Raw genomic sequence first — 24,615 nt, 5'->3', positions numbered from 1 at the left:
AGTTTTGCCTCATTTTTTCACTCCCGACTATGCCATATCTGCTTTACGGCCGATGCTGGCCCATCTGTATACCGCAGAAAAAAAAGGCCCGTCGGCAGTGATTCCGAGGCAACCTGCCACGTATCGGCTCCCAGATAGGTCGTCCGTACAGGCCAGTGGTTACCGAGCAGATCGAACAGGTCGAAACGTACCTGAAAGGGGTCGTTGCTCCGGTACCGCACCTGGAACATGGCCCGCGATGGATTAGGGTAAACCACCCAGTCAACGTCTGACGATCCCGTAGCCAATGGCGTTGGTTCAAAGGAGCACACCTGGCCAACTTCCTGCCGGATGGCAGGCAAGGCAGCGTACAGATTATTGCCGGGGCATTCTGTCGTGCAGACCCCATCGCGGTGCCCGGAAATAACATCCAGTTGTTTGGCCGACCCTGGATGAAAGGCCATACCAATCGGCTGCAGGCCTTCTTTTTTTAATTTCCAGCCAATCAGTTTGGCAAGCGATGCGATAGCGGATGAGCCAGGTTGCGCCTCGTTGAAATTGCCCAGCAGGCAAATACCCATCGTTCCTGAGTTCTGAGCGCAGAAATGAGCCCCCAGCACATTATCGCCATCCATCATTCCCTGTCCATCCCGGCCTTCGTAAATGACCCCATCGCGCCCGATCAGGAAGTTGTAGCCAATATCATTCCAGCCGTTGGAAAGGGTGTGCAGCAAGTAAATATTACGCACCTCTTCTACCTGGTCGGTTGCCGTATTGCTGGTAACTGAATGATGGACAACGATGAACTGCACCTTTGTCTGAACCGGCAATTCCTTGGGGGGCGTCAGGCCCGCACGCCATACCGATGCGGGGATAACAGCCGGCTTTACGCACTCGCTACCCTGGCGCGCCAAAGCGGACACCTGCGCCTGAACGTACCCGGCCGGCAGCGGTGGAGCATAGAACAACTGAAGCAAGACTGCCCCCGCTAACGTACCTGTCTGTAAGGTCAACTGCGTCACCGGCTGCCGGAACACAACAAGTGCCGACATTGGCTTTCCAGCCCCGGCATGGGGGTCAGCCTGTAGGGGCAGTGTATCGCCCGCCACAACCAGGTACGTTCCCTGTAGGGTTTCGCCGGTCGGGTAAGCGATCAACGCACTTGTATAGGGCTGATCGACAGTGAGCCGGTACGCCTTATTCGAGTGAACCACCAGCTCCCGGCCATCAGCCTGGCGCCGGGTCTGTGCCATCGCCGAGGCGGTCAGTAGCAGCAAAAGAAGGAAGAAACGAGGCTTCATCGGTGATAGTCAGGCTGCTAGCGTGGATTTTACACGAAATGGGGCACTCGAAGGCATCAAAAACGCATGATTTATATCAAAAATAAACTAAATAACCCTGTTAAAAGTCAAAATTGAGGCTCATTAACCGTGTATATGCTACGGCAAATTCTATCTTTGCGCCCATTCAAACAACCTTTTCTTAGTCAAATATGAATAATAGTCTTTACATCGTACCGCTGCTAGGTTTAGTGGGGCTGGTGGTGATGATCGCCAAATTTAGTTGGGTAAACCGGCAGGAAGCTGGCGATGCACGCATGCAGGAGATTGCCGGTTACATTGCCGATGGAGCCATTGCGTTCCTGAAAGCAGAATGGCGGGTATTGATCATCTTTGGAGTGATCGTAGCCGCAGTGCTGGCCTTCGCGGGGTCGCAGGTCGAAAACTCACATTGGTTTATCGGTGTGGCCTTTGCCATTGGTGCATTCACCTCGGCTTTTGCCGGCTACATCGGCATGAAAGTAGCCACCAAAGCTAACGTCCGTACAGCCCATGCGGCCCGTACCAGCCTCACCCGCGCCCTCGACGTATCGTTTACGGGTGGATCGGTGATGGGTATCGGTGTGGCTGGCCTGGCCGTACTGGGTCTGAGCGTACTCTTTATTTTACTCTATAACTACTTCGTTGCCAACTCAGGAGGCAGTTTCGGCGATGTAAACGGCGTGCCTATGGAACGGGCACTGGAAGTACTGGCCGGTTTCTCGCTGGGTGCCGAATCAATTGCGCTCTTTGCCCGGGTGGCGGGCGGTATCTACACCAAAGCCGCCGACGTGGGGGCTGACCTCGTTGGTAAAGTGGAGGCCGGCATTCCGGAAGACGACCCACGCAACCCCGCTACCATTGCCGACAACGTGGGCGATAACGTCGGTGACGTAGCTGGTATGGGCGCCGATCTCTTTGGCTCGTACGTAGCCACTATTCTGGCGACCATGGTACTGGGCCGCGAAATTCGGATTCCAGAAGCCAGCAATATTGTTGGCCACGCTCCTATTGTGCTCCCCGTTCTGATTGCCGGTATGGGTCTGATTTTCTCCATCCTGGCCTGTTATCTCGTTCGGGTAAAAGACGATAACGGAAACGTTCAGGGCGCGCTGAACCTGGGCAACTGGGGCTCGATCATTCTTACGGTTGTGGCTTCGTATTTTCTGGTAAATGCCGTGTTGCCCACCGGTACGTTAGAAATTCGCGGTGTTGAATTCGACCGCCTGGATGTGTTCTACGCCATTGTGACCGGACTGGTCGTTGGCGCACTGATGTCGACCATCACCGAGTATTATACGGCAATGGGTCGTCGGCCGGTCATGTCAATCATCCGTCAATCGGCAACGGGGGCAGCTACCAACATCATTGGCGGGCTGGCCGTGGGGATGGAATCAACAGTGCTGCCCATCCTTGTGCTGGCCGCGGGCATTTATACGTCGTATCATTTTGCCGGTCTTTATGGGGTAGCTATCTCAGCCGCCGGTATGATGGCCACCACTGCCATGCAGCTCGCCATCGACGCCTTTGGCCCCATTGCTGATAACGCCGGCGGTATTGCCGAAATGAGCTACCTGCCCGAAGAAGTTCGCGGTCGGACCGACATTCTGGATGCTGTGGGTAACACCACCGCCGCTACCGGAAAAGGCTTTGCTATTGCTTCGGCGGCCCTGACGGCCCTGGCCCTGTTTGCCGCTTTTGTGGGTATTTCCGGCATTTCTGCCATCGATATCTACAAAGCCGACGTCCTGTCGGGGCTGTTTGTGGGGGCCATGATTCCGTTCATCTTCTCGTCACTGGCGATTGCCGCCGTAGGTCGCGCCGCCATGTCGATGGTTGAAGAGGTCCGTCGCCAATTCCGCGACATTCCGGGCATTATGGAAGGTACTGGCAAGCCCGAGTATGAAAAATGCGTGGCGATCTCGACCCAGGCTTCGATTCGTGAAATGATCCTGCCCGGCGCCATCGCGCTTTCAGTACCCATTATCGTTGGCTTTATTTTCGGGCCTGAGGTACTGGGTGGCCTGCTGGCTGGGGTAACCGTATCAGGCGTGTTGATGGGTATATTCATGAACAACGCCGGTGGTGCCTGGGATAACGCCAAGAAATCATTCGAGAAAGGGGTGCTGATCAACGGTGAGATGTACTACAAAAAGTCGGAGCCACACAAAGCCTCCGTAACGGGCGACACGGTTGGTGACCCTTTCAAGGACACGTCTGGCCCATCGATGAATATCCTGATCAAGCTGATGTCGATCGTATCGCTGGTCATTGCTCCTTATATCGCGATCAAATCAGCAGACGTACCTGGCTTCAACAAAGAAGGAAAAACAGCGGCGGGTACCGAGGTGCCGTTGGAAGAGTCAACCGCGGCCGATAACAAGGACGTCAGCACGCCTAACCGCGAGTTCACGCCTATCGACATCAACCTGGGTGCCGTATCGCTGAAAGGTGTGAACGCCACGGGTGTAGAAGCAAACCTGGTTTCGTTTATCAAATCAGACAAACCTGTTGACAAGACCACCTGGTTCGATTTCGACCGGCTGACGTTTGAAACGGGTAAGGCTACGTTGAAACCCGAATCGCAGGAGCAACTGTCAAACATTGCCGAAGTGTTGAAAGCCTACCCAAACGTTACCATTAAGCTGGGTGGCTACACTGACAACACAGGCAATGCCGATGCGAACCTCAAACTTTCGGGCAACCGCGCTCATTCAGTAAAAAATGAACTGGTAGCACTCGGTATTGCCACTAGTAGATTAGAAGCAGAAGGCTATGGGCAAGAACATCCGGTGGCTTCGAATGATACCGAAGAAGGTCGCGCTAAGAATCGCCGTATCTCCATTCGGGTTACGAAAAAATAGACGTTACTGAACTTGTATCCAGGCGGCCTCGCTTTCTTATGAAGGCGGGGCCGCCTTTTTTAGGTGGCGAGCTTCCGCCTAATTGCCAGTCACCCAGTTCCTTCCCCCCCCCTTTTATGAGCGGCATTCCTTACTACATCGTCGATGTCTTTGCAACAGAACAGTATCAGGGAAATCAACTCGCGGTTTTCGTTGACTTCGACCAGCGCTTATCGGACGGGAAAATGCAGCAGATCGCCAGAGAAATCAACTTTGCCGAGACAACGTTCATTCGGACAAATCAGAATAATCAGCAGTTTGGCGTACGCATCTTCACCCCTGAACACGAGGTCCCCTTTGCCGGTCATCCTTCCCTTGGTACGGCGTATATCATCGCCCGTTTTCTAGTACCCAACGTACCCGACAGGCTGGTGTTGCAGTTGGCCCACGCCGACATCCCGATCACCATCATTGACCCGAATTCCCTGTCGGACAGTATCCTGTTCATGCAGCAGGCCCAACCGGAGTTTCGCGACCTGTTCAACCCCGATGAGGTGGCCAGCGAACTGGGTATCGATCCTGGCCAACTCGACCGGGCCTTACCCATTCAGGAGATCAGCACGGGACTCCCTTACATCATTATTCCACTGAAAAGCCTGGCCGCCTTGCAAACCCTCTCGCTGACCTACGATGCATTTCAGGCCTTTCTGTATAAGCGAAAAAAGTACCGGACCAACAGTAGCACAGGCCATTCGACCTCCCTGTTTTTTGTCACTCCCGAAACGTACGAAGCCGACAACAGTTTTTCAACCCGGATGCTCTTACTGGAAAACGGTCATGTAGCTGAAGATGCCGCGACTGGAAGCGCCAATGGCTGCCTGCTGGCTTATCTACTGTTACACCAGCGCCAATCAGTAACGGCCACCATTGAGCAGGGCTTTCAACTGGGCCGCCCGTCGTATATCTACCTGAAAGGAGACAGACAGGAAGGGCAATACCGGATTCTGGTGGGCGGACGTACCCAGCTCATTGCCGAAGGCAAGTGGTACAGTTAACCAGCTGCTTTTGTCAGACGCTGACCGTTACCGTTGCCTCTTCCCTAACCCGATTCACCGAATCGGCCTGGTGAAGCCACATTTCCTTGAAAATCAGCGAACGTTGCCGAAGTTCAACGAACGTACCTTCATCGACCATGGCGCCCTCCCGCATGATGTAGATATAATCGAACATGGGCAGTAGATGAAGCCGGTGTAACGACGACACAACGACCTTATCCGCGAAAGCACCCAGCAGGTTGTGGTAAATGTGGTATTCTGTTTTGGGGTCAACACTGCTGGTGGGTTCATCCATCAACACGATGTCGCTCTCCCGGGCGGCCAGAATACCACGCGCCAGGGCCAGACGTTGTTTCTGCCCGCCCGACAGGTTCACGCCTTTTTCCTGAATGGGCGTTTCCAGTCCGTTTGGCAGATACCGGGCTACATCGGCAAAATAGGCCAGTCGGCACACTTCGTCGACCTCGTGCTGCGGAAAAGGCAAACCCAGTGTAATGTTATAGGCGACTGTGTTCTCGAAAATCTCTGGCTCCTGCGGGAAGAGGGTGACGGTGGACCCTATGGCCGACCAATCGACGGACTCATCACCGTCCACGCTCAGCCGGGCACCCGCCGTTGGCGGATACAATCCGCGCAGCAGGGTGAGCAGCGTACTTTTGCCTGAACCACTTTCGCCAATCAATGCAATTCGTTTTCCGCGTTTCAGTTGCAACGTCAGGTTCGTTAACGAGGCGGGCCGACGGGCTTCTGTAGGTATGGCAGCGTCGTCGATAGGTACGTTACTGCCCGAATGAACAAACGACAGGCGCTCAATTGACAGCGATTGCCAGTTTCTTGGCAAGGTCAGTTCTTCGCTGGCAGCCAGGCCCCGGTGCTGCCGAAAGGTTTCCCCGATAGTCGCGGCAGTTTGCACGTCGGTGTTGTACTGCACGATCTGGGTATACTGCCAGGCCACATCACTGAAGACACTGGTGAACTGGTTGACGTATCCGAGCAACGTGACCAGCCCGCCCACATAAAAGACCGAGCCAGGTACGTGGTGTTCGTGAACGTACCCAACCGTGATCACGATGTACACAATCGCAATCATCATCGTGGCCACAAACCATTTCCATTCGTTGATCCTGATTTCGCGGCGAAACGGAACACGAATAGCCGATACTTTGTCGAGTAGCCGTTCTTCCATGCGTCCTTCCAGCCGAAGCGTGATCACCGTCACGATATTCGACAGGCTATCGAAAAGCGACGAGGCCAGGTGGTGCTCCCGTTCATTGGTTTCTTCCAGCGCCTGCACAAACGGCTTATCGAACCGCCGGATGATCCAGACCGTAAAAGCGCCCAATACCAGGCCGATGCTGCCATAGAGGGGGGCGAAATAAAGCATGGCCCCGAACGACAGTGTGAATTTGGCCACCACGTGTAGGTAGGTAAATCCATTCTGAAAAAACGATTTCAGGGCTACATACGCTTTGTTCAGCCGGTTGATCGTGGCCCCGCTATGATTTTGCTTGTGCCAGGCAACGGGCAGGCGTAATGTTTGCTGATAAAGCGTCTGCAGAAAGTTTCGACTGACATCGAAGGCCAGTTGCCGTTCCATGACGCGGGCGGGTCCGTGAAAGGCCCACTCCAGGAGCTTGAGACCGATAAACAAGCCCCCGAACTGAAGAGTAACAGGCAGTACAGACCCGGCATCACGCTGAATGCGGTCGACAAACCAGCCGAAGAGAAGCGGATGTGCTGCACCCACCAGGTTGGCACAGATAAACAGGAGATATACGCCCAGGTAGCGGCCCCGTTGGTTACGAGCATACTGCCACGCGGTGTGGAGTAATGCCACGTAAGGATTTTTCATGAAGATAGTGTCGTTACGGTACGACGAAGATGCGATTATTCGAGCATATTCACTACTTACCCTACCGTGATAGATATAAAATTAATCTGAATTTCAGCTGGCGCTGAGGACCAGCTGCAGATAGGGTTCATTTTGGGACACCGATCTGTCAAACTCCTTGGAAACGGACAAATTAGGCCTCTACGTGGATTTTTGGCCGTTTTTTCGTATCTTTAGGGGGTAAACATTTTGCCAGAATACGCCACCCTACAGACATACTGAGTATTGGTATAACAGGGTATTTTTAACACCTCGCTGCTACATGGTGAACGACGAACATCAGGAACCGTCTGACGACACAACAACAAACACTCATGAAACCGAAGAAGTCCTGCACGACCAAACCGTGGTGTCGGGCCTCTACGAAACGTATTTTCTCGATTACGCTTCCTATGTTATTCTGGAGCGTGCCGTTCCTGCCATCGAAGACGGTTTAAAGCCCGTTCAACGCCGGATTCTGCACGCCCTGAAAGAAATGGACGATGGGCGCTTCAACAAGGTGGCCAACGTGATCGGGCAAACCATGCAATATCACCCCCACGGTGATGCATCAATCAATGAAGCGCTGGTCAATATTGGTCAGAAAGAACTCGTTTTCGATACCCAGGGAAGCTGGGGCGACGTGCGGACCGGCGATGGTGCTGCCGCGGCGCGGTACATTGAGGTGCGTCTGTCGAAATTTGGGGCCGACGTGGTGTTCAATAATGACACCACCGAATGGCAGCTTTCGTACGACGGTCGGAAAAAAGAGCCGGTCACGCTGCCGGTTAAATTTCCGCTGCTCCTCGCGATGGGAGTCGACGGAATTGCCGTTGGCCTCTCGACAAAAATTCTTCCGCATAATTTCAACGAACTGCTCGACGCTTCGATTGCCATTCTGAAGGACAAGCCGTTTACGCTTTTCCCCGATTTCCAGACAGGCGGGTATATCGACGTCAGCAACTATAATGACGGACATAGGGGCGGTAAAGTCCGGGTACGGGCCCGCATTGAAGAGATCGACAAAAAAACGCTGGCCATTCGCGATGTTCCCTACGGAGTGACGACCACCACGCTCTGCGACTCGATTGTCAAAGCGGCTGAACTGGGTAAAATCCGTATCAAATCACCCGGCAAGAACATTGCCGCCGTGGTTGACAACACGGCAAAAGAGGTCGAGATCATCGTGCACCTGCAACCCGGCGTTTCGCCCGATGTCACGATCGACGCCTTGTATGCCTTCACCGATTGCGAAGTAAGCATCTCTCCGAATGCCTGTGTCATCATCGGCGATAAACCGCATTTCGTCAGCGTATCGGAGATTTTGAGGTACAATACCCAGCAGACGGTAGCCCTGCTGAAACAGGAGTTGGAGATCCGTCGTGGCGAACTGATGGAGAAACAACTGTACGCCTCGCTGGAGAAAATCTTTATCGAGAATCGTATCTACCGTAAAATCGAAGAGTGCGAAACCTTCGAGGCGGTACTCGAAACCATCGATAAGGGCCTCAAACCGCACAAGAAGCTGTTTTACCGCGATATTACGCAGGATGACCTTATCCGCCTGACCGAGATTCGGATCAAGCGGATCTCGAAGTACGACGGTTTTAAGGCGGATGAACTCATGCGGCGACTGGAACAGGAACTGGCCGACGTTGAAGACAATCTGACCAACCTGACGCGTTATGCGATCAATTATTTTAAAGACCTGCAGAAGAAGTATGGCAAAGGCCGCGAGCGCCGTACCGAAATCAGGGCATTTAACACCATCGCGGCCAATGTAGTAGCCGCCGCCAACCAGAAACTATACGTCGACCGTGAAGGGGGCTTTATTGGGTACGGGCTGAAAAAAGACGAGTTCATCAGCGATTGCTCGGACATTGATGACGTCATCATCTTCCGGCGGGATGGCAAATGTCTGGTGACCAAAATTCAGGAAAAAACCTTTGTCGGGAAAGATATCATTTACGCCTCCGTCTTTAAGAAAAACGACGAGCGTAAGGTATACAACCTGATTTATCTCGACGGCAAATCAGGTATCTCGATGGCCAAACGCTTCCCGATTACCGCCGTTACCCGCGACCGGGAATATGACCTGACCATGGGCAATCCGAAATCGAAGATCACCTATTTCACCGCCAATGACAACGGCGAAGCCGAAGTGATCACCGTCAGCCTGACAGCCCAAAGCGCGGCTAAACTGAAGCAGTTCGACTTCGATTTTGCCCCTATCGGAATCAAGAACCGCTCAGCGCAGGGCAATATCCTGACGAAGTATTCGGTCAGGAAGATTGTTCAGAAATCGGCGGGTTCATCAACGCTTGGCGGAACCGACATCTGGTATGACGACCACCTGGGCCGCCTGAATCGGGATGAGCGGGGCCGGCTGCTTGGCAACTTTGATGCCAAGGACAGCATTCTGGTTGTCTACAAAAATGGCGACTATGAACTGACCAGTTTCGACCTTACAAACCGGTATGAACCATCGGATATTCTTGTCGTACAGAAGTTCGACCCCGAAACGGTAATTTCAACGCTCTATTACGAAGCGGCTCAGAAATTATATTATGTGAAACGTTTCAAAGTGGAGACCACGACCATCGACAAGAAGTTCAGTATCATCGGCGATGTGAAGGGGTCCAAACTGCTCGCTGCAACAACCGACGCTTTACCGCGTATTGAGGTACAGTATCAGTTGAAAGATAAAGCGCCGCTTGAAAAAGTGATCCTTGAGCCTGCCGAGACGGCTGATGTTCGTGGCTGGAAAGCCCTGGGCACCAAATTACCGTATGTCAGAGTGAAAGAAGTTAAACTCCTGGCGCCAAAACCGGTCGAATCGATAGCGAGTTTTCCCGTCGTTAGCCCGGCAGGCAATGAGCCGGTTACAGAAGAGACAGAAGCAGTTATTCAGTTAGGTTTGTTTTAATAAAAGTAGGCCAAGGAAGGTTTCAGGCTTTTAGGCAGACGAAAAGCCTGAAACCATTCCCTCAACGAGATGATCACTGTCCGCCACATTGACCGCGTAGCCGCCCGTCGGCGGCTCTCGCACCGGCTCTCGGTGCGGGCGTGGAAACGTGTGGTGAAGGTGGGGATCGCAATTGGCTTTGGCGGCATTTTACTTGTTTTACTGTGCAACTGGTGGGTAGTTTACAGCACGAGATCGCAGATTTATTTTGATCTGAACGGTTTACCGGCCAATGACGTGGGTCTGGTATTAGGAACCAGCCGTTTTGTAAAAGGCGGAAAAGAAAATCTGTTTTTTCGGTATCGGATGGAGGCAACTGCCCGGCTCTGGAAAGAAGGCAAGGTGAAGTACCTCATCCTGAGTGGCAACAACGATTCTGAGTTTTATAATGAACCGGAGGATATGCAGAAAGCGTTGCTGAAGTTGGGCGTCCCCTCCGACGTGATGATTCCCGATTATGCCGGGTACCGCACGTTTGATTCTATACTGCGGTGTAAAGACGTCTTCAAGCAGCACCATATCACGATTATTTCCCAGAACTTTCACAATGCCCGCGCCCTGTACATCGGCAACCATGAGGGAATCAATGCTGTTGCCTTTGCAGCGCAGGACGTACCTGATGGCTATTCGCTGAAGACGCTTTTGCGTGAGTACATGGCTCGTCCGCTGGCGATGCTTGACGTCCACCTACTGCGTCCGCAGCCCGAGACGGGTAACAAAAAATTGTAAGCCGACTTTGGCAACCGGTTCTATCCGGGTGGAATCGCCGGCGTGTTCAGGTTCCAACAAAGCTTCGGTTTCACGCCGCTTTTCAGGATATCAAAGCCTGGTCAATGCTGCAAGCCTGTCGAAAAATAGAGCAGTCCCGCCGCCCTCGTCAACGGGGGTGGCAATAATTCAGGCCGAAAATTGTACTTTGCGGTGCTGTAAAGCCTCCACTTCGTCACTGCTACCTTTGACATAATTTTTTCTTTTTAAAGTTCAAAAAACCTCTTCTATGAGCGAAGTAGCCACCCGTTTTTCGCCCGGTGTTATCACGGGCGCAGGTGTTTCAGAGATTTTCCGCCATGCCAATGAAAATGATTATGCCTTACCGGCAGTCAACGTGGTTGGGACCAATTCGGTAAACGCCGTACTGGAAGCGGCCAAAGCCGTGAACTCACCTGTTATCATCCAGTTCTCGAACGGCGGCGGTATTTTTTATGCAGGCAAATCGCTCTCGAACGAAGGCCAGCGTGCAGCAATCGCCGGTTCAGTATCGGGCGCCCTGCACATTCACAATATCGCGGAGTTATATGGTGTTCCCGTTATTCTGCATACAGACCATTGCGCTAAAAAACTCCTTCCCTGGATCGACGGCCTGCTAACGGCCTCTGAAAAGCATTTCGACCAAACGGGCAAGCCCCTTTTCTCGTCGCACATGCTCGATTTGTCGGAAGAGCCAATCGAAGAAAACATCGAGATCTCGTGCACCTATTTTGAGCGGATGGCCAAGATGGGCATGACGCTGGAAATCGAGCTGGGTGTAACGGGTGGTGAAGAAGACGGCGTTGACAACTCAGACGTTGATGACTCAAAGTTGTATACCCAGCCTTCCGAAGTGGCTTATGCCTACGAGCACCTGAGCAAGATATCGCCAAACTTTACCATTGCGGCTGCTTTCGGTAACGTACACGGCGTGTATAAACCGGGCAACGTGAAGCTCTCGCCGATCATCCTGAAGAACTCGCAGGATTACATCATCGAGCAGTTCGGCACCGGTCCGCTACCCGTTAACTTTGTATTCCACGGTGGCTCGGGTTCGACCCGCGCCGAAATCCGGGAAGCGATCCAGTACGGTGCGGTGAAAATGAACATCGATACCGACGTGCAGTGGTCGACCTGGGAGGGTGTACTGGCCTACTATAAAGCGAAAGAAGGGTATCTGCAAAGCCAGCTTGGTAATCCGGAAGGGCCTGATTCGCCAAACAAAAAATATTACGATCCACGCGTATGGTTGCGTAAAGGTGAAGAAACAATGGTAGCCCGCCTGAAAACGGCCTTTGAAGACCTCAATTGCATTAACCGCCTGGCGTAAGGATATAGGGCCGAAGCTCCAGCCTCGGGCGAGAAATAGTAAACGAGTTAAAGCTTCGGCCTACCCTCAGCCCATCAGCCTTTACTGACTGATGGGCTTTTTTTACACCGGTTCAGCAAACCCTTTGGGCATAGTGAGGTTGATGTAGAATAACCTATTTAGTCGACCAATATTATGCAGTATCCAGAATTTGTGCACGCAGCAAAAGAGCAGCTTGGGGTAACGACCGAGACAGCGGTTCTGACCATTAGCCGGGCCTTCCTGCACACCTTGACCGATCACCTCGCCGGGAACGCAGCCGATAACCTCGGGGCGCAATTACCCGCCCAGCTTCTCGACATTATCCGGGAGATCGGCCCGGAGGATCGCGACCAGGGAGAACGCTTCAAGCTGACCGAATTTTACGAACGCGTAGCCGACCGCGCGGGTGTGGATGACGAAACGGGCAAACGATACACCCACCAGTTTGCGCAGCTCCTCGGCCAGATGGTAACGGCTGGCGAGATCCAGAAAATTGCGGGTACGTTGTCGGATGACTACGCGCCACTTTTCGAAACGGCGGGCAGCTTGTGACCATTGGGACGTACTTAACAGAACGTACCCAGCTATCGAGAGTAGGTTGACACTACCATCGATAGCTGGGTACGTTCTGTTTTACAAAACACGTTGACCTATATTTGATCAATTAGTAGATCATTATATGTCCCGTTTTTTTCTGCTCCTAGCGGTCTTCGTTTGCCTGGATGCCTGTCACCTTCGCCAGCTGACCTATTCAGACAAGGAACTGCTGTACTGTAGGTGAACACATCAGCTTTTTGGCAGTCTGACAAAGCCGTAGATTGTGTGATTGAGTTCGATGAGCTGAATGATACAATTACCTATCTAGCATTCGAAATGGCCCGGTCGAACGCCCTCGACTTCGACCTGCAGACTGAGCTCTTGCCCATTCTGAAGGGGCGCATACCCGACGAGCCCTACGCCAAATCGATACTACCCGCCACAATTGCACAGCTAAATAAGTGGCAACAGGACATGGCTGGATAGGGCGTTCTTCTGGCTCTGCAACCATACCTACCACCAGCAATGGCCGCTATGTCTTGTAGCGGCCATTGCTGGTGGTAGGTATGCAGGTACGTTGCCTACTTTTTCGGCGTCAGGTACACGAAGGGAATGATCACCTCTTCGAGCGAGATGCCGCCGTGCTGGAAGGTATCCCGGTAGTAGTTGACGTAGTAGTTGTAATTGTTCGGGTAGGCGAAGAAATAATATTCTGTCGTGAACACGTAGGCGGTCGATACGTTGGGCTTGGGCAGGAATAACCGTTCAGGTTTACGGGCCACAAACAGGTGATCCTCATCGAAACCAAGGTTTTTGCCCTGCTTATACCGCAGGTTCGTGTTGGTTTCCCGGTAACCCACAATCTTGGCCGGTTTTTGTACCCGAATCATACCGTGGTCGGTGGTGATCACGAGCCGACCACCTTTATCAGCGATCTTCTTAATCAGTTCAAACAGGGGTGAATGCAGAAACCACGAGCGGGTCAGGCTCCGGTAGCCAGCTTCGTCAGGGGCTAATTCCTTGATCATCGCCATATCAGTACGGGCGTGGCTCAACATGTCCACGAAGTTGTAGACAACGACATTCAACTGATTCTGCATCAGGTTATTTACGTTGTCGACCAACGCTTTTCCCTGCCCTACATTCAGAATTTTGTTATACGACGTTTTGATGTTTAAGCGAGCCCGGTCAAGCTGCCGTTTCAGGAACTCGTCCTCGTGATTGTTCAGACCGGCCTCTTCATTATCGTCGTTTACCCAGATGTCTGGATGCTGTTTTTCCATTTCACTGGGCATCAGACCCGAGAAAATCGAATTACGGGCAAAGCTGGTCGTCGTGGGCAGTATCGAGTAATAGGAAGATTCTTCCTGCACCGTAAAGAAGTCGTTCACAATAGGCTCGATCACTTTCCATTGATCGTACCGCAGGTTATCGACCAGTATAAAAAAGAGCGGCGCACTCGGCGGCCCTGTTTCTGTCGTGTTCAGGAGTGGGAACACTTTCTTCCGCATCAACTGGTTCGACATGATCGGCTTATCGATTTTCGGGTCGTTGAGCCAGTCTTCGTAGTTCTCCATGATGAACTTGCAAAAATTCGAGTTGGCTTCGCTCTTCTGCATGTTCAGCACTTCAATCATGCTGTTATCCTGGGCACTATCCAGTTCTAACTCCCAGTATATCAGCTTTTTGTATACATCCGACCATTCATTAAAATCCATACGGTCGTTGAATTGCATGGCCAGATTCCTGAAATCCTGCTGGTATCCGATGTTCGTGCGCTCGGTGACCAGCCGTTTGTTATCGAGATTTTTCTTCAGCGACAGCAACAACTGACTTGGATTGATCGGTTTGATGAGGTAATCGGAAATTTTAGACCCGATGGCCTCTTCCATGATATGTTCTTCCTCGCTTTTGGTGATCATCACAACCGGCAGATTGGGCCGCATCTGTTTGATCTGCGCCAGTGTTTCAAGGCCCGTCATGCCAGGCATCATCTCATCGAGCAGCACCAGATCGAATTTTTCGCTCTCCACCTTATCGAGTGCATCGGCACCCGAATTGACGGGAGTAACGTCGTACCCTTTGTTTTTCAGGAAAAGTAGGTGTGGTTTCAGCAGATCGATTTCGTCGTCGGCCCAGAGTATAGTGTAGTTTTGCATAAAGACTCGAAGTCTGAAAAGTCAGAAGTAAGCGTTATTCGTCTGCCAGGTCCTAGCAGGTCAGCACTGTTAGTTAAACGGTTAACGACCCAGTCTGTTCACGCAGTTTATGTTTATGATAGTTTAACAGTCTGAACGGCCATGAACAGCTCATCAGGAACGCCCCAGGCCAGTAAGTCGGCCAGCGAGGCAACATCAGCCGGACTATTCAGCAGCTGTGCCACCTGCCTGTACACCATATCAGGTACGTTGCCCTGGTCCCGAATGGCTCTGATTGTTGCAGTAGCCATGCCGCTGCGCCCCGCCGATTTAGATAACTTGTTCCCCGCCTGATCGGTCAATACGGGATGGTGCCAGACCTGCGCATGCAGGAAGCCCCCCCAATGGAGCACCTCTGCCAGTTGCCGTTGCCGATCGGTTGAGTCAACGAGGTCGTTGCCACGGACCAGGTGCGTTACTCCAAAGTCATGATCGTCTGTCAACGAAGCAATCTGGTAAGCTGGCAGCCCGTCGCGTCGCCGCACCACAAAATCACCAGCCCCGCCGCCCTCAGCCCGGAAACGCCAGGCGACTCCGGGCTCACTGAGTAACAGGTGTTGGTTTCGGCCATGGGCCGGGTACGTTGCCCCGTAAGTTGTCAACTCTTTACGGGAGAGTCCGCAGGCGTATACCCTACCTGACGCCCGTAGTCGCTCAAGCGTATCAACGTACCTGGCCATCCGGTGATGTTGCGACCAGTTAGCCTCGAAATCTGTTGGCGATGATGGTCCCAGATCGTAATCAAGCCCTAGGAAGTCAATGGTGCGGAAAACATCATCCACATATTCCGTTCGTTTTCGAGCGGCATCGAGATCATCGATTCGGAGCAGGATCCTGGCGCCCCGTTGTCGGGCCGCCAGCCAGGTCAGCACAAAATTCAGGGCATTGCCCAGGTGCAGGTAGCCAGAAGGCGTCGGAGCAAGTCGGAACAGCATGACAGGTAGTGATCAATTGCTGGTGAAGAGGCAGCAGGGAGCCATTGGCCGGCATACATCAGCTTCAGCCAATCGGTCCTTGTTCATTGATCGCTGTGACTTGTAAAAGATCTGCCGGCGAATCGATCCCGTAGCTTTCCAGGTCGGTTTCGACCACACGGATACGGTAGCCATTTTCGAGCCAGCGAAGTTGTTCCAGTGCCTCTGCTTTTTCCAGGAGTGAAGGAGGCAATTTGGTTATCTGGGCCAGGATATCCGTTCGGTAGGCATACAGGCCAATGTGTTTCCAGTAGGTATGCTGCTGGAACCAGGCGTGCGGCTCGTCGGGCTGGTTACGTTGGTAGGGAATTGGCTGACGGCTGAAGTAGAGGGCCTCTTTCAGCTCGCCATTTGCCTGACTCACCACCACTTTGGGTGAATTCGGGTTCAACAGTACAGCCGGGTCTGTGACTGCTTTTACAAGCGTTGCCAGTTCTGTAGTGCCATCCAGTACGGAGGTCAGCAGGTCAATCTGACGGGGTTGAATAAACGGTTCATCGCCCTGAATATTCACCACATAGGGGTACGTTCCACCTACTTTTTCCACCACTTCCTGGCACCGGTCAGTGCCGCTCTGGTGGTGCATTCCTGTCATAACGACCTCACCACCAAATTCCTGCACATGATCGTAGATACGACTATCGTCGGTTGCGACAACGACGGCAGTTAACGAGGCGGCCTGCCGAGCCTGTTCATATACCCGCCGGATCATTGTCTTCCCGTTAATATCAACCAGTGCCTTGGCCGGAAATCGGGTTGATGCATATCGGGCGGGGATAATACCAAGAATGTCCATATAGGCGTTTTCTTGCAAATATGAGTGCTTTTCTATTTAGTTTTACGATACAAGCCCCCTGCAATTTTGTTAGTGTCGGGCTGCTGATCTACCATGAATCGCTTACTTACCTTCGCTCTTCCTGCCTTCCTGCTCCTGGCACCAGCGTCCTTTGCCGCCATGTCCTCATCCGTTATCCCTGCTGATTCAATAGGAATTGAGCGAAAAGATGGAAAGCGGTTTGTGCTCCACCGGGTCGACCAGGGCCAGACGTTATATGCCGTTGCCCGCCGGTATAATACGTCGGTGGATGCCATCAAAGCGGCCAATCCAGATCTGACCGATAACTCTGTACGCTACGATCAATTGTTGCGCGTGCCCATGGCTGCCGACGTGACGCTATCGCGCAGGGAACAACGCGAAGCGGAAAAAGCGCTCAAAAAAGAAGAAAAAGAAAGGGCAAAAGCCGCCGAACGAACGGCAGAAGCAGCGGCGACCGCTCCTAAAACGGTCGTTAAGGCAGAGCCTGCATCTAAGTCTAGAGACGAGAAGCCAGTCGAAAAAGCAGCCACCAAAACGGCAGCCAACCCGGGTACGGGCATTCACGTGGTCGAGACGGGTCAGACGCTGTACAGTCTGGCTGTTCGCTACAGCGTAACCATGGCCGACATCCGCCGGTGGAATGACCTGGGCGCCGACGGTATCCAGGTAGGTCAGTCCCTGATCGTGTCAGAGAAAGCGTATGAAGCCAAAAAAGCGGACAATGCCTCTGCAACGGCCACGACCAAACCAAAGCCTGCTTCCACTAAACCATCAGAGCCTGAACCGGTTAAACTGGAGGCCAAGCCAATTATTACACCGGCCCCACTTCCCACGCCCGGCACCAAACCCAAAGCCAAGCCAGCCGAAGCAAAGCCCGCAGACGCTAAACCAACCGAGAAGGTAACAGAGCCGAAAGCTACCGAGCCTCGCTCCGACAACGAACCAGTAACCAACGTCCGTAAGGCCAATGTAAAGTCTGAAGTAGGCTTCGCCGATCTTATTGAAGGCAACGACGCCTCCACCAAATATCTGGCCTTGCACCGTTCGGCCCCCATCGGCACACTTGTGCAGGTGCGCAATGACATCACCAATCAGAGCTTGTATGTGAAAGTAATTGGCAAGCTTCCCGACACAGGCATCAATAACCAGGTGCTGATTCGGCTGTCGGGCCGGGCGTTTGAGAAACTTTCGCCAAACGGGCAACGTTTTCGAGCAGAAGTCAGCTACTCAAATTAGGGTGTCATCCTACTGGTCGCCGTTCCACATGCTGTGCGGTAATGGCAATCAATCTCGATGAGTTCATGAAAGTTATGGAAACAAAAGAAGAGCGGCTTGCCCGTCGTCATCAGGAACGGGACGCAAAAATGAGAGCATCAGCGGGGTTTAAAACCTTCAACGTGCTGTTTATCCTCTCCTATCCGTTCATCGCCATTTTCACATTCGTAATTTCCTCCTTACTCGCCATCATGTCAGGCATTTCACGGGCGGGTGCCTGGATCGCCAGCGGTGGCCGTAGTAAATAGGACAACGGCTGCCGCTCTGGTGCAGTATACCGGGCGTTCGTTCCATTCAACCCATGCCCCTCCCCGATTCACCTGCGTCTGTTCGTGCTTTTCTGGATCAGAAAGCGCAGCAGTACAACCAGCCTTCGTTTATCGATCGCGACCCCATCAGTATCCCGCATCGATTCACCCGACTACAGGACATCGAGATCATGGGGTTCTGGGCGGCAGTGCTCGCCTGGGGCCAGCGGCCCGTTATTCTAAAAAAAGCCAATGAGCTGATCACGCTCATGGAAGGCGTACCGTATGACTTTGTCCGGTATCATGAAGACTCAGACCTGCGGCGGTTTCTGAATTTCAAACACCGCACCTTCAACGCAACTGATGCCCTCTATTTCCTGCATTTTCTGAAGCAGTATTACCTGAAGCATGACTCATTGGAAGATGCCTTTCTACCGGCCGACAATCTAGACAGCGAGACCGTGGAGCCGCATCTACGGATTTTTCACGATCGCTTTTGTGGGCAGTCAGGGGATCACGAGTTGTTTTTCCCGGAACGTACCCGGAAGCACGTTGCCACGCCCGCCCGTAATTCGGGCTGCAAACGGTTGACTATGTTCCTGCGGTGGATGGTGCGACGCGACGATGCGGGCGTTGACTTTGGCCTGTGGCAGCGCATTCGCCCCGGTCAGTTGGTCATTCCTATCGACGTTCATGTTGGGCGGGTCGCGGCCAAACTGGGTCTGCTGGCACTCAAGAATGACGAGTCGCCAAAAACAGACTGGAAAGCCGCCGTTGCATTGACCACCCTTCTCCGGCAATTTGACCCTATCGACCCCGTTCGTTACGATTTCGCCCTGTTTGGTTTAGGGGTCGAGGGAGAAATGTAATGGTTCACCTCCGATTCGGAGCAATTAGCGTGTAAGCCTTATAGAAAGGTATTCTTACCGTGGGCTGCGAAGACGCCGGTAAGAATACCTTTCTATAAGGCTTACACGCCCTTCTTCTCTATTCCAGCGAAAACGTAATGGGTAGTGTAAAGCGAACACGTACAGGCCGACCCGACTGGCGGCCCGGTTTCCAGCGGGGCATGGCTTTCAGTACGCGTAACGCTTCTTCGTCTGTACCGAATCCAAGCCCTTTCAACACCTGCAGATCGGTCAGGCTGCCGTCTGAATTGACCGTGAAAGTTACCGCGACCCGGCCCGATACGCCCGCGTTGCTTGCCGCACTCGGATACCGCAGGGTCCGCTGCAGAAAGTCGCGCAGGGCCGTTTGGCCGCCGGGAAAATCGGGCATCTGCTCAACAGTCACGAACGGCGCGTCGTCTTTCACCTCGGGCGTCTCCACGGCCTTTTCGATCTTCGTCGGGCCGTTCGTTGCTTCCGGCGCCAGTATCAGTTCTTCCTCGCCGGTTCCTTCCTGGGTTGTTTGGCCAGAGGTGGCATTCTCCAGTTCCTCAACGGTAGCTACTGGTGGATTTTCCTCAGGCGCATCGGCAACAACCTCAGGCACCCTGTTCTTCACAGTAGCCACGACCGGTGCCATCTCCTGTTTAGGGGGAATAACGATTTTCTCATCGGGCGGCGTTTCCTGCACTACATCCTCCAGCGTAATCTCCTTCATGTACGCCTGCTTATCAGGCTTTACCCAGCTATAGAGGGCGGGTAACTGTAACGCGCCCACAAACAGCAACGTACCCAGCATCAGTGCGCGGCCCAGCGTATGGCGATAGGCCTGCCGCAAGGCGAAAGCCCCATAGGCCTGGTTACGGCCCGCAAAAAGAATGTCATCGAAGTTTGCCATGTCAACACAGTTTAGTTTCCGTGTTGATGCAGTTTGGCCAGGCAATCCACAGGCTGAAGAGAGCCAGCCGGACAACCCAAGGATCAGTGTATCACAAACTCCTGGTCTAGTGGCTCACTGTCCCGATACGTCGTTTCCGTGTCGTATACCCGTAGACTAATCTGGTACCGACCTGCCGGAGTACTTGCCGGTAACGTGAACATGGGGGTTCCGCCACCATCCGGGCCAGCAAGATAATACGACTCAGGAATGGTTATTGGGATCTCGAAAGCACCGTTTCCCGCGTTGAGAGGCGTGAATACCAGTCGGTCTTTTCTGACGAGCGATATACTGGACATGCTCAATCTGTAAGGCGTGAGCAGGCTTAACGTTTGTAAATCGCTATTTTCTGCTGACCCGATTCTCAGATCCAACAAAATCGGCTGATTGGCATACCGCAGCACCTGCACTTTTGATGTTAGTGCCGATTCTCCTTTTGCCGACACCACCCTTGCTGAATAACTCCCTGGGGGAACACTAGTCGGTATGCGGATAAAGGCCTCTCTTTTTTGCTCATTGAACGCTGAAATCGGTAAGCGAACAACGTCGCCTTTTCGTGTAGCCAGCACTAGTTCAGGGTTGAATTCAGCGTATAAATTAACCCCCTGAACGAGTACCAACGCTTCATTGGCCATGGCCCATTGCACACCCGTCACCACTGGCTTGCCTTTTACAACGACAATTGCCCTGGGCACCGTAACCTGTCTGCCATCGGCCTTTGTCAGTGTTACATCGTAGAGGCCAGGTAAAAGGCCATTGGTACGTACATAAATTCTGTCGTAACGAGGGGGTATGAAAGGGGGAGCTGACCGCTCGAAATCAGCAAAGGTTTTGAGTTGTATACCAGTTTCAGTGTTCGTCAGCAGTGCTTCAGTATACTGCAAATCCAGAAAATTGCGCACCTCTAACCCAGGGAATTCGTAGCTCCCTACCTCAACGGCTACCGGGTTTGACCCAGCCAACACGGCAAACAGCCCGGTGGGTTTTATACTTAATGTGTAAAGACTACTGCTGGCGTTTTGAGCAACAGCATAAATTGGTCTGGACACAACAGGGCTGGCACTGCCAATGTGGGCTAATTGCAGGGAAAATGAGCGACTCTGATCGGGTAAAGTGCAGGACGTACAGGAAAATGTGAATGATAAGGTTGGGTTGATAATCGAATAGTTTTCTGGTAATGTCACCTGGATGGTGTTGGTCACCGTATCAACCAGAATGTTTCTACTGGGTACGTCTGGTATACTGACCGCTACGATTTCGGGCGCTACTACATTCTCTTTGGGTAACGTTGCTGGCGCCGTAAACGGGGTTAAGTCCCGCCGCTGTTCACAGGTCGTTAGCAGCCCGATGCATAGGATGCCAAACAGGACCAACCGCAAATTTTTGACACACTTTCCCATGCAGAACTCACCTATAGCATACTCATCGTATAGGAAATGTATGCAAAAGGAAAGTGATCACAAATTAAAATTAGTGTATATAACTAGCGAACACCTCGAAGGCACTACGGCACATAGGATTCAAGCACCGTCATGCTGCCGTTTGGCACGAGCGTAACGGATGTTACAGAAGCGGGAATCAATGCGCACTCACCCATTTTCAGCGCTACCGAATACCCGCCTGTTGCCTGGATGGTCAATGAGCCTTCCACGCAAACCAGAATCACAAACGAGTCGAGGTGGGTATAGTCGTGGAGCACTTCTTCATCGAACCGGAGCACATTTGTAACGAAATAATCGCTGGTCACAGCGTTGACGCCTTCGTTCAGCTTCCTCTCGTAAGGTGTCTTGTACTCAGCATGATACGTGTAGTCGATAGCATCAACGGCCAGTTCGGTGTGTAGCTCACGGGTATTGCCTTTATCGTCTTTCCGGTCGAAGTCGTAGATGCGGTATGTGATGTCAGACGTCTGCTGAATTTCGGCCAGCAGCAGCCCTTTACCAATGTAATGCACTCGACCGGCGGGCAGAAAAAACACGTCGCCGGGATGGGCTTCTTCGATGTTCAGAAGATCGGTGATCGTGTTGTCGGCAACGGCTTTCACGTACTCGTCTTTGGTGACTTCCCTGCTAAAACCTGAATTCAGTTTAGCCCCAGGGTCGGCCTGCATGATGTACCACATCTCCGTTTTACCGAAGCTGTTGTGCCGTTTATGAGCCAGTTCGTCATTCGGGTGTACCTGGATGCTCAGGTCATCATTGGCATCGATGAACTTCACGAGTAGCGGAAATTCGTTTCCGTAGCGCTCGTATACGTGTTGGCCAACCAGCTTAGGACCAAATTTTTCCAGCACGGCCTGCAGGCTTTCGCCAACCAGTGTACCCTCTTTCACTACCGATATATTGCCTGGAACACCCGAAATTTCCCAGGTTTCGCCACAGTTGGGCAAGGGGCCGGATGGCCCCGACGGGAATTCTTTGCCGAGAATGGTTTTGATTTTGTGTCCGCCCCAGATTTTGTCTTTAAAAAGCGGCGTGAATGTCAGTGGGTACAGCATAGGAGTTTGCTTCGTTTTACGTAACAACCGGCAAAGATAGGGTGGGGTTTGAGAAGGGCAGAAACGCATATGGAACGGATTGTTCGTCTCGTTCTCTTTTATAAAGCACGGGCATAGTAGCACACCCAGCTAATTATTCTTGGTTTTCTTCCAACTAAACAACTTAGGCAGGAATCTTCAGGCAAAATCTATCGCCATGAAAGTTTACTTTGTTCTGATCGGACTATCATTGTTACTCTCATGCCAACGGGATGAGCCAACGCCGAATGACATCCCGGCCTGCATTCAAACGATTATTCAGAAGAATGGGCAGTTGAATACGTACCCGAACGTTGTAGCTATCACGCGCTACAAATACCAGCATCGGTATGTATATCTTGCGCTCTCTGACTGCTGCGACTTTCCCAACCTGCTATATGACAATACGTGCCAGACGTTGTGTTCACCGAGTGGAGGGTGGACGGGGGGCGATGGCCGATGCGCTAATTTTTTCACGGAAGCCACGGAGAAAACAGAAATCTGGCAAAAGACACGCTAACCAGGTTGGTAAATCTATTTACCATCTGTTTGCTTCCCCCGAGCTTTCTTTGCGACCTTTGTGGATTAAAAACGAGCGCGTCTATCTGCCGCTCATTTACTCTTTCACTCGTTGGCTAAGCTCTGGCAAAAAGAAGGCGTATCAACCGCCGCTGAAATTGATCGGTTCACCGTTGGGCGTGACCGCGAAATGGACCTTCACCTGGCTCCGTTCGACGTACTGGGCAACCTCGCCCACGCGCAGATGCTGGCAACAATCGGCCTGCTCTCACCTACCGACTACGAACAACTGGCGACAGAACTGAAGCGCATTTACCCTAACACACAGTCGGGTGAATTCGTGATCGACGATGACGTCGAAGATGTACATTCGCAGGTGGAGCTACTGCTCACGCGGGCATTGGGCGATGTAGGGAAGAAGATACACTCGGGTCGCTCGCGGAATGATCAGGTGCTGGTTGATCTGAAACTGTTCACCCGGTCGCGGCTGTGGCAGGTTGCCGAGGCCACCCAACGCGTATTCAACCGGCTCATTCAACGGTCAGAAGCACACAGGGATGATCTGCTGCCGGGGTACACACACCTGCAGATTGCCATGCCGTCTTCGTTTGGCCTTTGGTTTGGCGCCTATGCCGAGGCGCTGGCCGACGATATGCTGACGCTTCAGACAGCCTATCGCTACGCCAACCGTAACCCCCTGGGCTCAGGCGCAGGCTACGGCTCGTCGTTCCCGCTGAACCGGACACTCACGACCGAACTACTTGGTTTTGAAGGCCTTCACGTCAATGTAGTGTACGCTCAGATGAGCCGGGGCAAAACCGAACAGACGGCATTGAACGCCCTGGCAACGGTAGCTACTACCCTGGCCCGGTTGGCCATGGATGTCTGCCTGTATAACAGCCAGAACTTCGCTTTCCTGACCCTGCCCGACGCACTAACGACCGGAAGCAGCATCATGCCGCACAAAAAGAACCCCGACGTGGCTGAGTTACTTCGGGGAAAGTGCAACCGGCTGAAAGCGCTACCGATGGAAGTGACGCTGGTGATGAGCAATCTGCCCTCCGGCTATCACCGCGACATGCAGTTGCTTAAAGAAGTGCTGATGCCTGCCTTCGATGAGTTGCTCGATTGTCTCGATATCACCGCGTATATGCTTGACCATATTCAGGTAAAACCCAACTTGCTCGACGACAGCAAGTACGATCTGCTCTTTAGCGTGGAGCGCGTTAACGAACTGGTTCTGAATGGCGTACCGTTCCGAGAAGCCTACCGCACCGTTGGTAAGGAGATCGCCGAGCATACGTACCACCCCCGCCGTGACCTGCAGCATACGCACGAAGGCAGCATCGGCAATCTGATGAATGACCAGATCGTATCCTTCATGAATCAGACACTAGCCGGGTTCGGTGCCGACAAAGCGCAGGCCGCCGAAATGGCCTTGCTAGCCTAATCAATCCTGATAAATCGGAACAGGACAGGTACGTTTCTGGTTTTGAAGTAGCGCCGAACCGGGCGGGCGTCGCCGCTCCAGCTCCGGTAGTATCCGCCCGTCAACAACTACCGAAGCTGGAGCGGCGAC

Annotated in this window: 20 protein-coding genes; 12 read left to right on the top strand and 8 right to left on the bottom strand. The window is 52.7% G+C overall.

Annotated features, from left to right (window positions below; all coding sequences use genetic code 11):
- Positions 1 to 17: 17 nt before the first annotated feature.
- Positions 18 to 1,280 (bottom strand): N-acetylmuramoyl-L-alanine amidase, encoded by a 1,263-nt coding sequence (locus ACAW75_RS02650; RefSeq protein WP_370727120.1) that lies wholly within the window; start codon positions 1,278 to 1,280, stop codon positions 18 to 20.
- 191 nt (positions 1,281 to 1,471) lie between these two features.
- On the opposite strand from ACAW75_RS02650, the gene ACAW75_RS02645 reads away from it, so the two are divergent.
- Positions 1,472 to 4,162, top strand: a complete 2,691-nt coding sequence (locus tag ACAW75_RS02645; protein WP_370727119.1) for a sodium-translocating pyrophosphatase — start codon at positions 1,472 to 1,474, stop codon at positions 4,160 to 4,162.
- A gap of 116 nt (positions 4,163 to 4,278) precedes the next feature.
- Positions 4,279 to 5,196 carry a PhzF family phenazine biosynthesis protein gene (locus ACAW75_RS02640; protein ID WP_370727118.1) on the top strand — a complete coding sequence of 306 codons (918 nt, stop codon included), beginning with the start codon at positions 4,279 to 4,281 and terminating at the stop codon, positions 5,194 to 5,196.
- Positions 5,197 to 5,209: 13 nt separating this feature from the next.
- On the opposite strand, the gene ACAW75_RS02635 is transcribed toward ACAW75_RS02640, so the two are convergent.
- On the bottom strand, positions 5,210 to 7,048 hold the full coding sequence (locus ACAW75_RS02635) for an ABC transporter ATP-binding protein (RefSeq protein ID WP_370727117.1): 1,839 nt from the start codon (positions 7,046 to 7,048) through the stop codon (positions 5,210 to 5,212).
- Between the two features lie 301 nt (positions 7,049 to 7,349).
- Here ACAW75_RS02635 and ACAW75_RS02630 point away from each other — a divergent pair, with 301 nt between their 5' ends.
- From ACAW75_RS02630 to ACAW75_RS02610, 5 genes are all read left to right on the top strand, one after another.
- On the top strand, positions 7,350 to 9,992 hold the full coding sequence (locus ACAW75_RS02630; protein ID WP_370727116.1) for a DNA gyrase/topoisomerase IV subunit A: 2,643 nt from the start codon (positions 7,350 to 7,352) through the stop codon (positions 9,990 to 9,992).
- Between the two features lie 69 nt (positions 9,993 to 10,061).
- On the top strand, positions 10,062 to 10,760 hold the full coding sequence (locus ACAW75_RS02625; protein ID WP_370727115.1) for a SanA/YdcF family protein: 699 nt from the start codon (positions 10,062 to 10,064) through the stop codon (positions 10,758 to 10,760).
- A 268-nt stretch (positions 10,761 to 11,028) separates the two neighbouring features.
- A complete protein-coding gene (gene fbaA / locus ACAW75_RS02620; RefSeq protein ID WP_370727114.1) occupies positions 11,029 to 12,108 on the top strand; it encodes a class II fructose-bisphosphate aldolase in 1,080 nt (359 codons plus the stop codon).
- A gap of 174 nt (positions 12,109 to 12,282) precedes the next feature.
- Entirely contained in the window at positions 12,283 to 12,681 is a 399-nt protein-coding gene (locus tag ACAW75_RS02615) for a DUF2267 domain-containing protein (RefSeq protein WP_370727113.1), read from the top strand.
- A gap of 270 nt (positions 12,682 to 12,951) precedes the next feature.
- The gene (locus ACAW75_RS02610) at positions 12,952 to 13,152 is read left to right on the top strand and encodes a hypothetical protein (RefSeq protein WP_370727112.1); all 201 of its coding nucleotides are present in this window, start codon (positions 12,952 to 12,954) and stop codon (positions 13,150 to 13,152) included.
- A 95-nt stretch (positions 13,153 to 13,247) separates the two neighbouring features.
- On the opposite strand, the gene porX is transcribed toward ACAW75_RS02610, so the two are convergent.
- The 3 genes from porX to kdsB all read right to left on the bottom strand — a co-directional run bounded on the left by porX (position 13,248) and on the right by kdsB (position 16,634).
- A complete protein-coding gene (porX, locus tag ACAW75_RS02605) occupies positions 13,248 to 14,825 on the bottom strand; it encodes a T9SS response regulator signal transducer PorX (RefSeq protein ID WP_370727111.1) in 1,578 nt (525 codons plus the stop codon).
- A gap of 113 nt (positions 14,826 to 14,938) precedes the next feature.
- Positions 14,939 to 15,799: a glutamate--tRNA ligase family protein gene (locus ACAW75_RS02600; protein WP_370727110.1), complete on the bottom strand. Its 861-nt coding sequence runs from the start codon at positions 15,797 to 15,799 to the stop codon at positions 14,939 to 14,941.
- A 64-nt stretch (positions 15,800 to 15,863) separates the two neighbouring features.
- Complete coding sequence (kdsB, locus tag ACAW75_RS02595) at positions 15,864 to 16,634, bottom strand: 3-deoxy-manno-octulosonate cytidylyltransferase (protein ID WP_370727109.1); 771 nt, start codon at positions 16,632 to 16,634, stop codon at positions 15,864 to 15,866.
- 93 nt (positions 16,635 to 16,727) lie between these two features.
- Between kdsB and ACAW75_RS02590 the strand changes: the two genes are divergently transcribed.
- From ACAW75_RS02590 to ACAW75_RS02580, 3 genes are read left to right on the top strand one after another with little or no spacing between them, the layout of a single operon-like run.
- Positions 16,728 to 17,891 (top strand): LysM peptidoglycan-binding domain-containing protein, encoded by a 1,164-nt coding sequence (locus ACAW75_RS02590; protein WP_370727108.1) that lies wholly within the window; start codon positions 16,728 to 16,730, stop codon positions 17,889 to 17,891.
- A 41-nt stretch (positions 17,892 to 17,932) separates the two neighbouring features.
- Positions 17,933 to 18,178, top strand: coding sequence for a hypothetical protein (locus ACAW75_RS02585; RefSeq protein WP_370727107.1), 246 nt, complete (start codon positions 17,933 to 17,935; stop codon positions 18,176 to 18,178).
- A gap of 53 nt (positions 18,179 to 18,231) precedes the next feature.
- Positions 18,232 to 19,047 (top strand): TIGR02757 family protein, encoded by an 816-nt coding sequence (locus ACAW75_RS02580; protein ID WP_370727106.1) that lies wholly within the window; start codon positions 18,232 to 18,234, stop codon positions 19,045 to 19,047.
- Positions 19,048 to 19,165: 118 nt separating this feature from the next.
- Here the strand turns inward: ACAW75_RS02580 and ACAW75_RS02575 are convergent, their stop codons facing one another.
- The 3 genes from ACAW75_RS02575 to ACAW75_RS02565 all read right to left on the bottom strand — a co-directional run bounded on the left by ACAW75_RS02575 (position 19,166) and on the right by ACAW75_RS02565 (position 22,499).
- Positions 19,166 to 19,963 carry an energy transducer TonB gene (locus tag ACAW75_RS02575; protein ID WP_370727105.1) on the bottom strand — a complete coding sequence of 266 codons (798 nt, stop codon included), beginning with the start codon at positions 19,961 to 19,963 and terminating at the stop codon, positions 19,166 to 19,168.
- Positions 19,964 to 20,046: 83 nt separating this feature from the next.
- Positions 20,047 to 21,402, bottom strand: a complete 1,356-nt coding sequence (locus ACAW75_RS02570) for a hypothetical protein (protein ID WP_370727104.1) — start codon at positions 21,400 to 21,402, stop codon at positions 20,047 to 20,049.
- Between the two features lie 104 nt (positions 21,403 to 21,506).
- Positions 21,507 to 22,499: a type I phosphomannose isomerase catalytic subunit gene (locus tag ACAW75_RS02565; RefSeq protein WP_370727103.1), complete on the bottom strand. Its 993-nt coding sequence runs from the start codon at positions 22,497 to 22,499 to the stop codon at positions 21,507 to 21,509.
- A 196-nt stretch (positions 22,500 to 22,695) separates the two neighbouring features.
- Between ACAW75_RS02565 and ACAW75_RS02560 the strand changes: the two genes are divergently transcribed.
- On the top strand, positions 22,696 to 23,037 hold the full coding sequence (locus ACAW75_RS02560; protein WP_370727102.1) for a DUF6970 domain-containing protein: 342 nt from the start codon (positions 22,696 to 22,698) through the stop codon (positions 23,035 to 23,037).
- Between the two features lie 111 nt (positions 23,038 to 23,148).
- Positions 23,149 to 24,486: an argininosuccinate lyase gene (argH, locus tag ACAW75_RS02555; RefSeq protein WP_370727101.1), complete on the top strand. Its 1,338-nt coding sequence runs from the start codon at positions 23,149 to 23,151 to the stop codon at positions 24,484 to 24,486.
- Positions 24,487 to 24,615: the final 129 nt, after the last annotated feature.

It is taken from the genome of Fibrella arboris (genome assembly GCF_041321095.1).
Classification (GTDB): domain Bacteria; phylum Bacteroidota; class Bacteroidia; order Cytophagales; family Spirosomataceae; genus Fibrella; species Fibrella arboris.
Note: the sequence above shows the minus strand (reverse complement) of the source record. Positions and strands in the feature narration are given on the sequence as shown.

Excerpts from the sequence above, each read along its gene's own strand:
- ACAW75_RS02650 (WP_370727120.1), bottom strand. The coding sequence starts at position 1,280 with ATGAAGCCTCGTTTCTTCCTTCTTTTGCTGCTACTGACCGCCTCGGCG.
- ACAW75_RS02560 (WP_370727102.1), top strand. The coding sequence starts at position 22,696 with ATGAAAGTTTACTTTGTTCTGATCGGACTATCATTGTTACTCTCATGC.
- ACAW75_RS02635 (WP_370727117.1), bottom strand. The coding sequence starts at position 7,048 with ATGAAAAATCCTTACGTGGCATTACTCCACACCGCGTGGCAGTATGCT.
- fbaA (WP_370727114.1), top strand. The coding sequence starts at position 11,029 with ATGAGCGAAGTAGCCACCCGTTTTTCGCCCGGTGTTATCACGGGCGCA.
- ACAW75_RS02570 (WP_370727104.1), bottom strand. The coding sequence starts at position 21,402 with ATGGGAAAGTGTGTCAAAAATTTGCGGTTGGTCCTGTTTGGCATCCTA.
- ACAW75_RS02630 (WP_370727116.1), top strand. The coding sequence starts at position 7,350 with ATGGTGAACGACGAACATCAGGAACCGTCTGACGACACAACAACAAAC.
- kdsB (WP_370727109.1), bottom strand. The coding sequence starts at position 16,634 with ATGGACATTCTTGGTATTATCCCCGCCCGATATGCATCAACCCGATTT.
- ACAW75_RS02565 (WP_370727103.1), bottom strand. The coding sequence starts at position 22,499 with ATGCTGTACCCACTGACATTCACGCCGCTTTTTAAAGACAAAATCTGG.
- ACAW75_RS02585 (WP_370727107.1), top strand. The coding sequence starts at position 17,933 with ATGGCAATCAATCTCGATGAGTTCATGAAAGTTATGGAAACAAAAGAA.
- ACAW75_RS02590 (WP_370727108.1), top strand. The coding sequence starts at position 16,728 with ATGAATCGCTTACTTACCTTCGCTCTTCCTGCCTTCCTGCTCCTGGCA.
- ACAW75_RS02645 (WP_370727119.1), top strand. The coding sequence starts at position 1,472 with ATGAATAATAGTCTTTACATCGTACCGCTGCTAGGTTTAGTGGGGCTG.
- ACAW75_RS02580 (WP_370727106.1), top strand. The coding sequence starts at position 18,232 with ATGCCCCTCCCCGATTCACCTGCGTCTGTTCGTGCTTTTCTGGATCAG.
- ACAW75_RS02625 (WP_370727115.1), top strand. The coding sequence starts at position 10,062 with ATGATCACTGTCCGCCACATTGACCGCGTAGCCGCCCGTCGGCGGCTC.
- ACAW75_RS02575 (WP_370727105.1), bottom strand. The coding sequence starts at position 19,963 with ATGGCAAACTTCGATGACATTCTTTTTGCGGGCCGTAACCAGGCCTAT.
- porX (WP_370727111.1), bottom strand. The coding sequence starts at position 14,825 with ATGCAAAACTACACTATACTCTGGGCCGACGACGAAATCGATCTGCTG.
- ACAW75_RS02615 (WP_370727113.1), top strand. The coding sequence starts at position 12,283 with ATGCAGTATCCAGAATTTGTGCACGCAGCAAAAGAGCAGCTTGGGGTA.
- ACAW75_RS02600 (WP_370727110.1), bottom strand. The coding sequence starts at position 15,799 with ATGCTGTTCCGACTTGCTCCGACGCCTTCTGGCTACCTGCACCTGGGC.
- ACAW75_RS02640 (WP_370727118.1), top strand. The coding sequence starts at position 4,279 with ATGAGCGGCATTCCTTACTACATCGTCGATGTCTTTGCAACAGAACAG.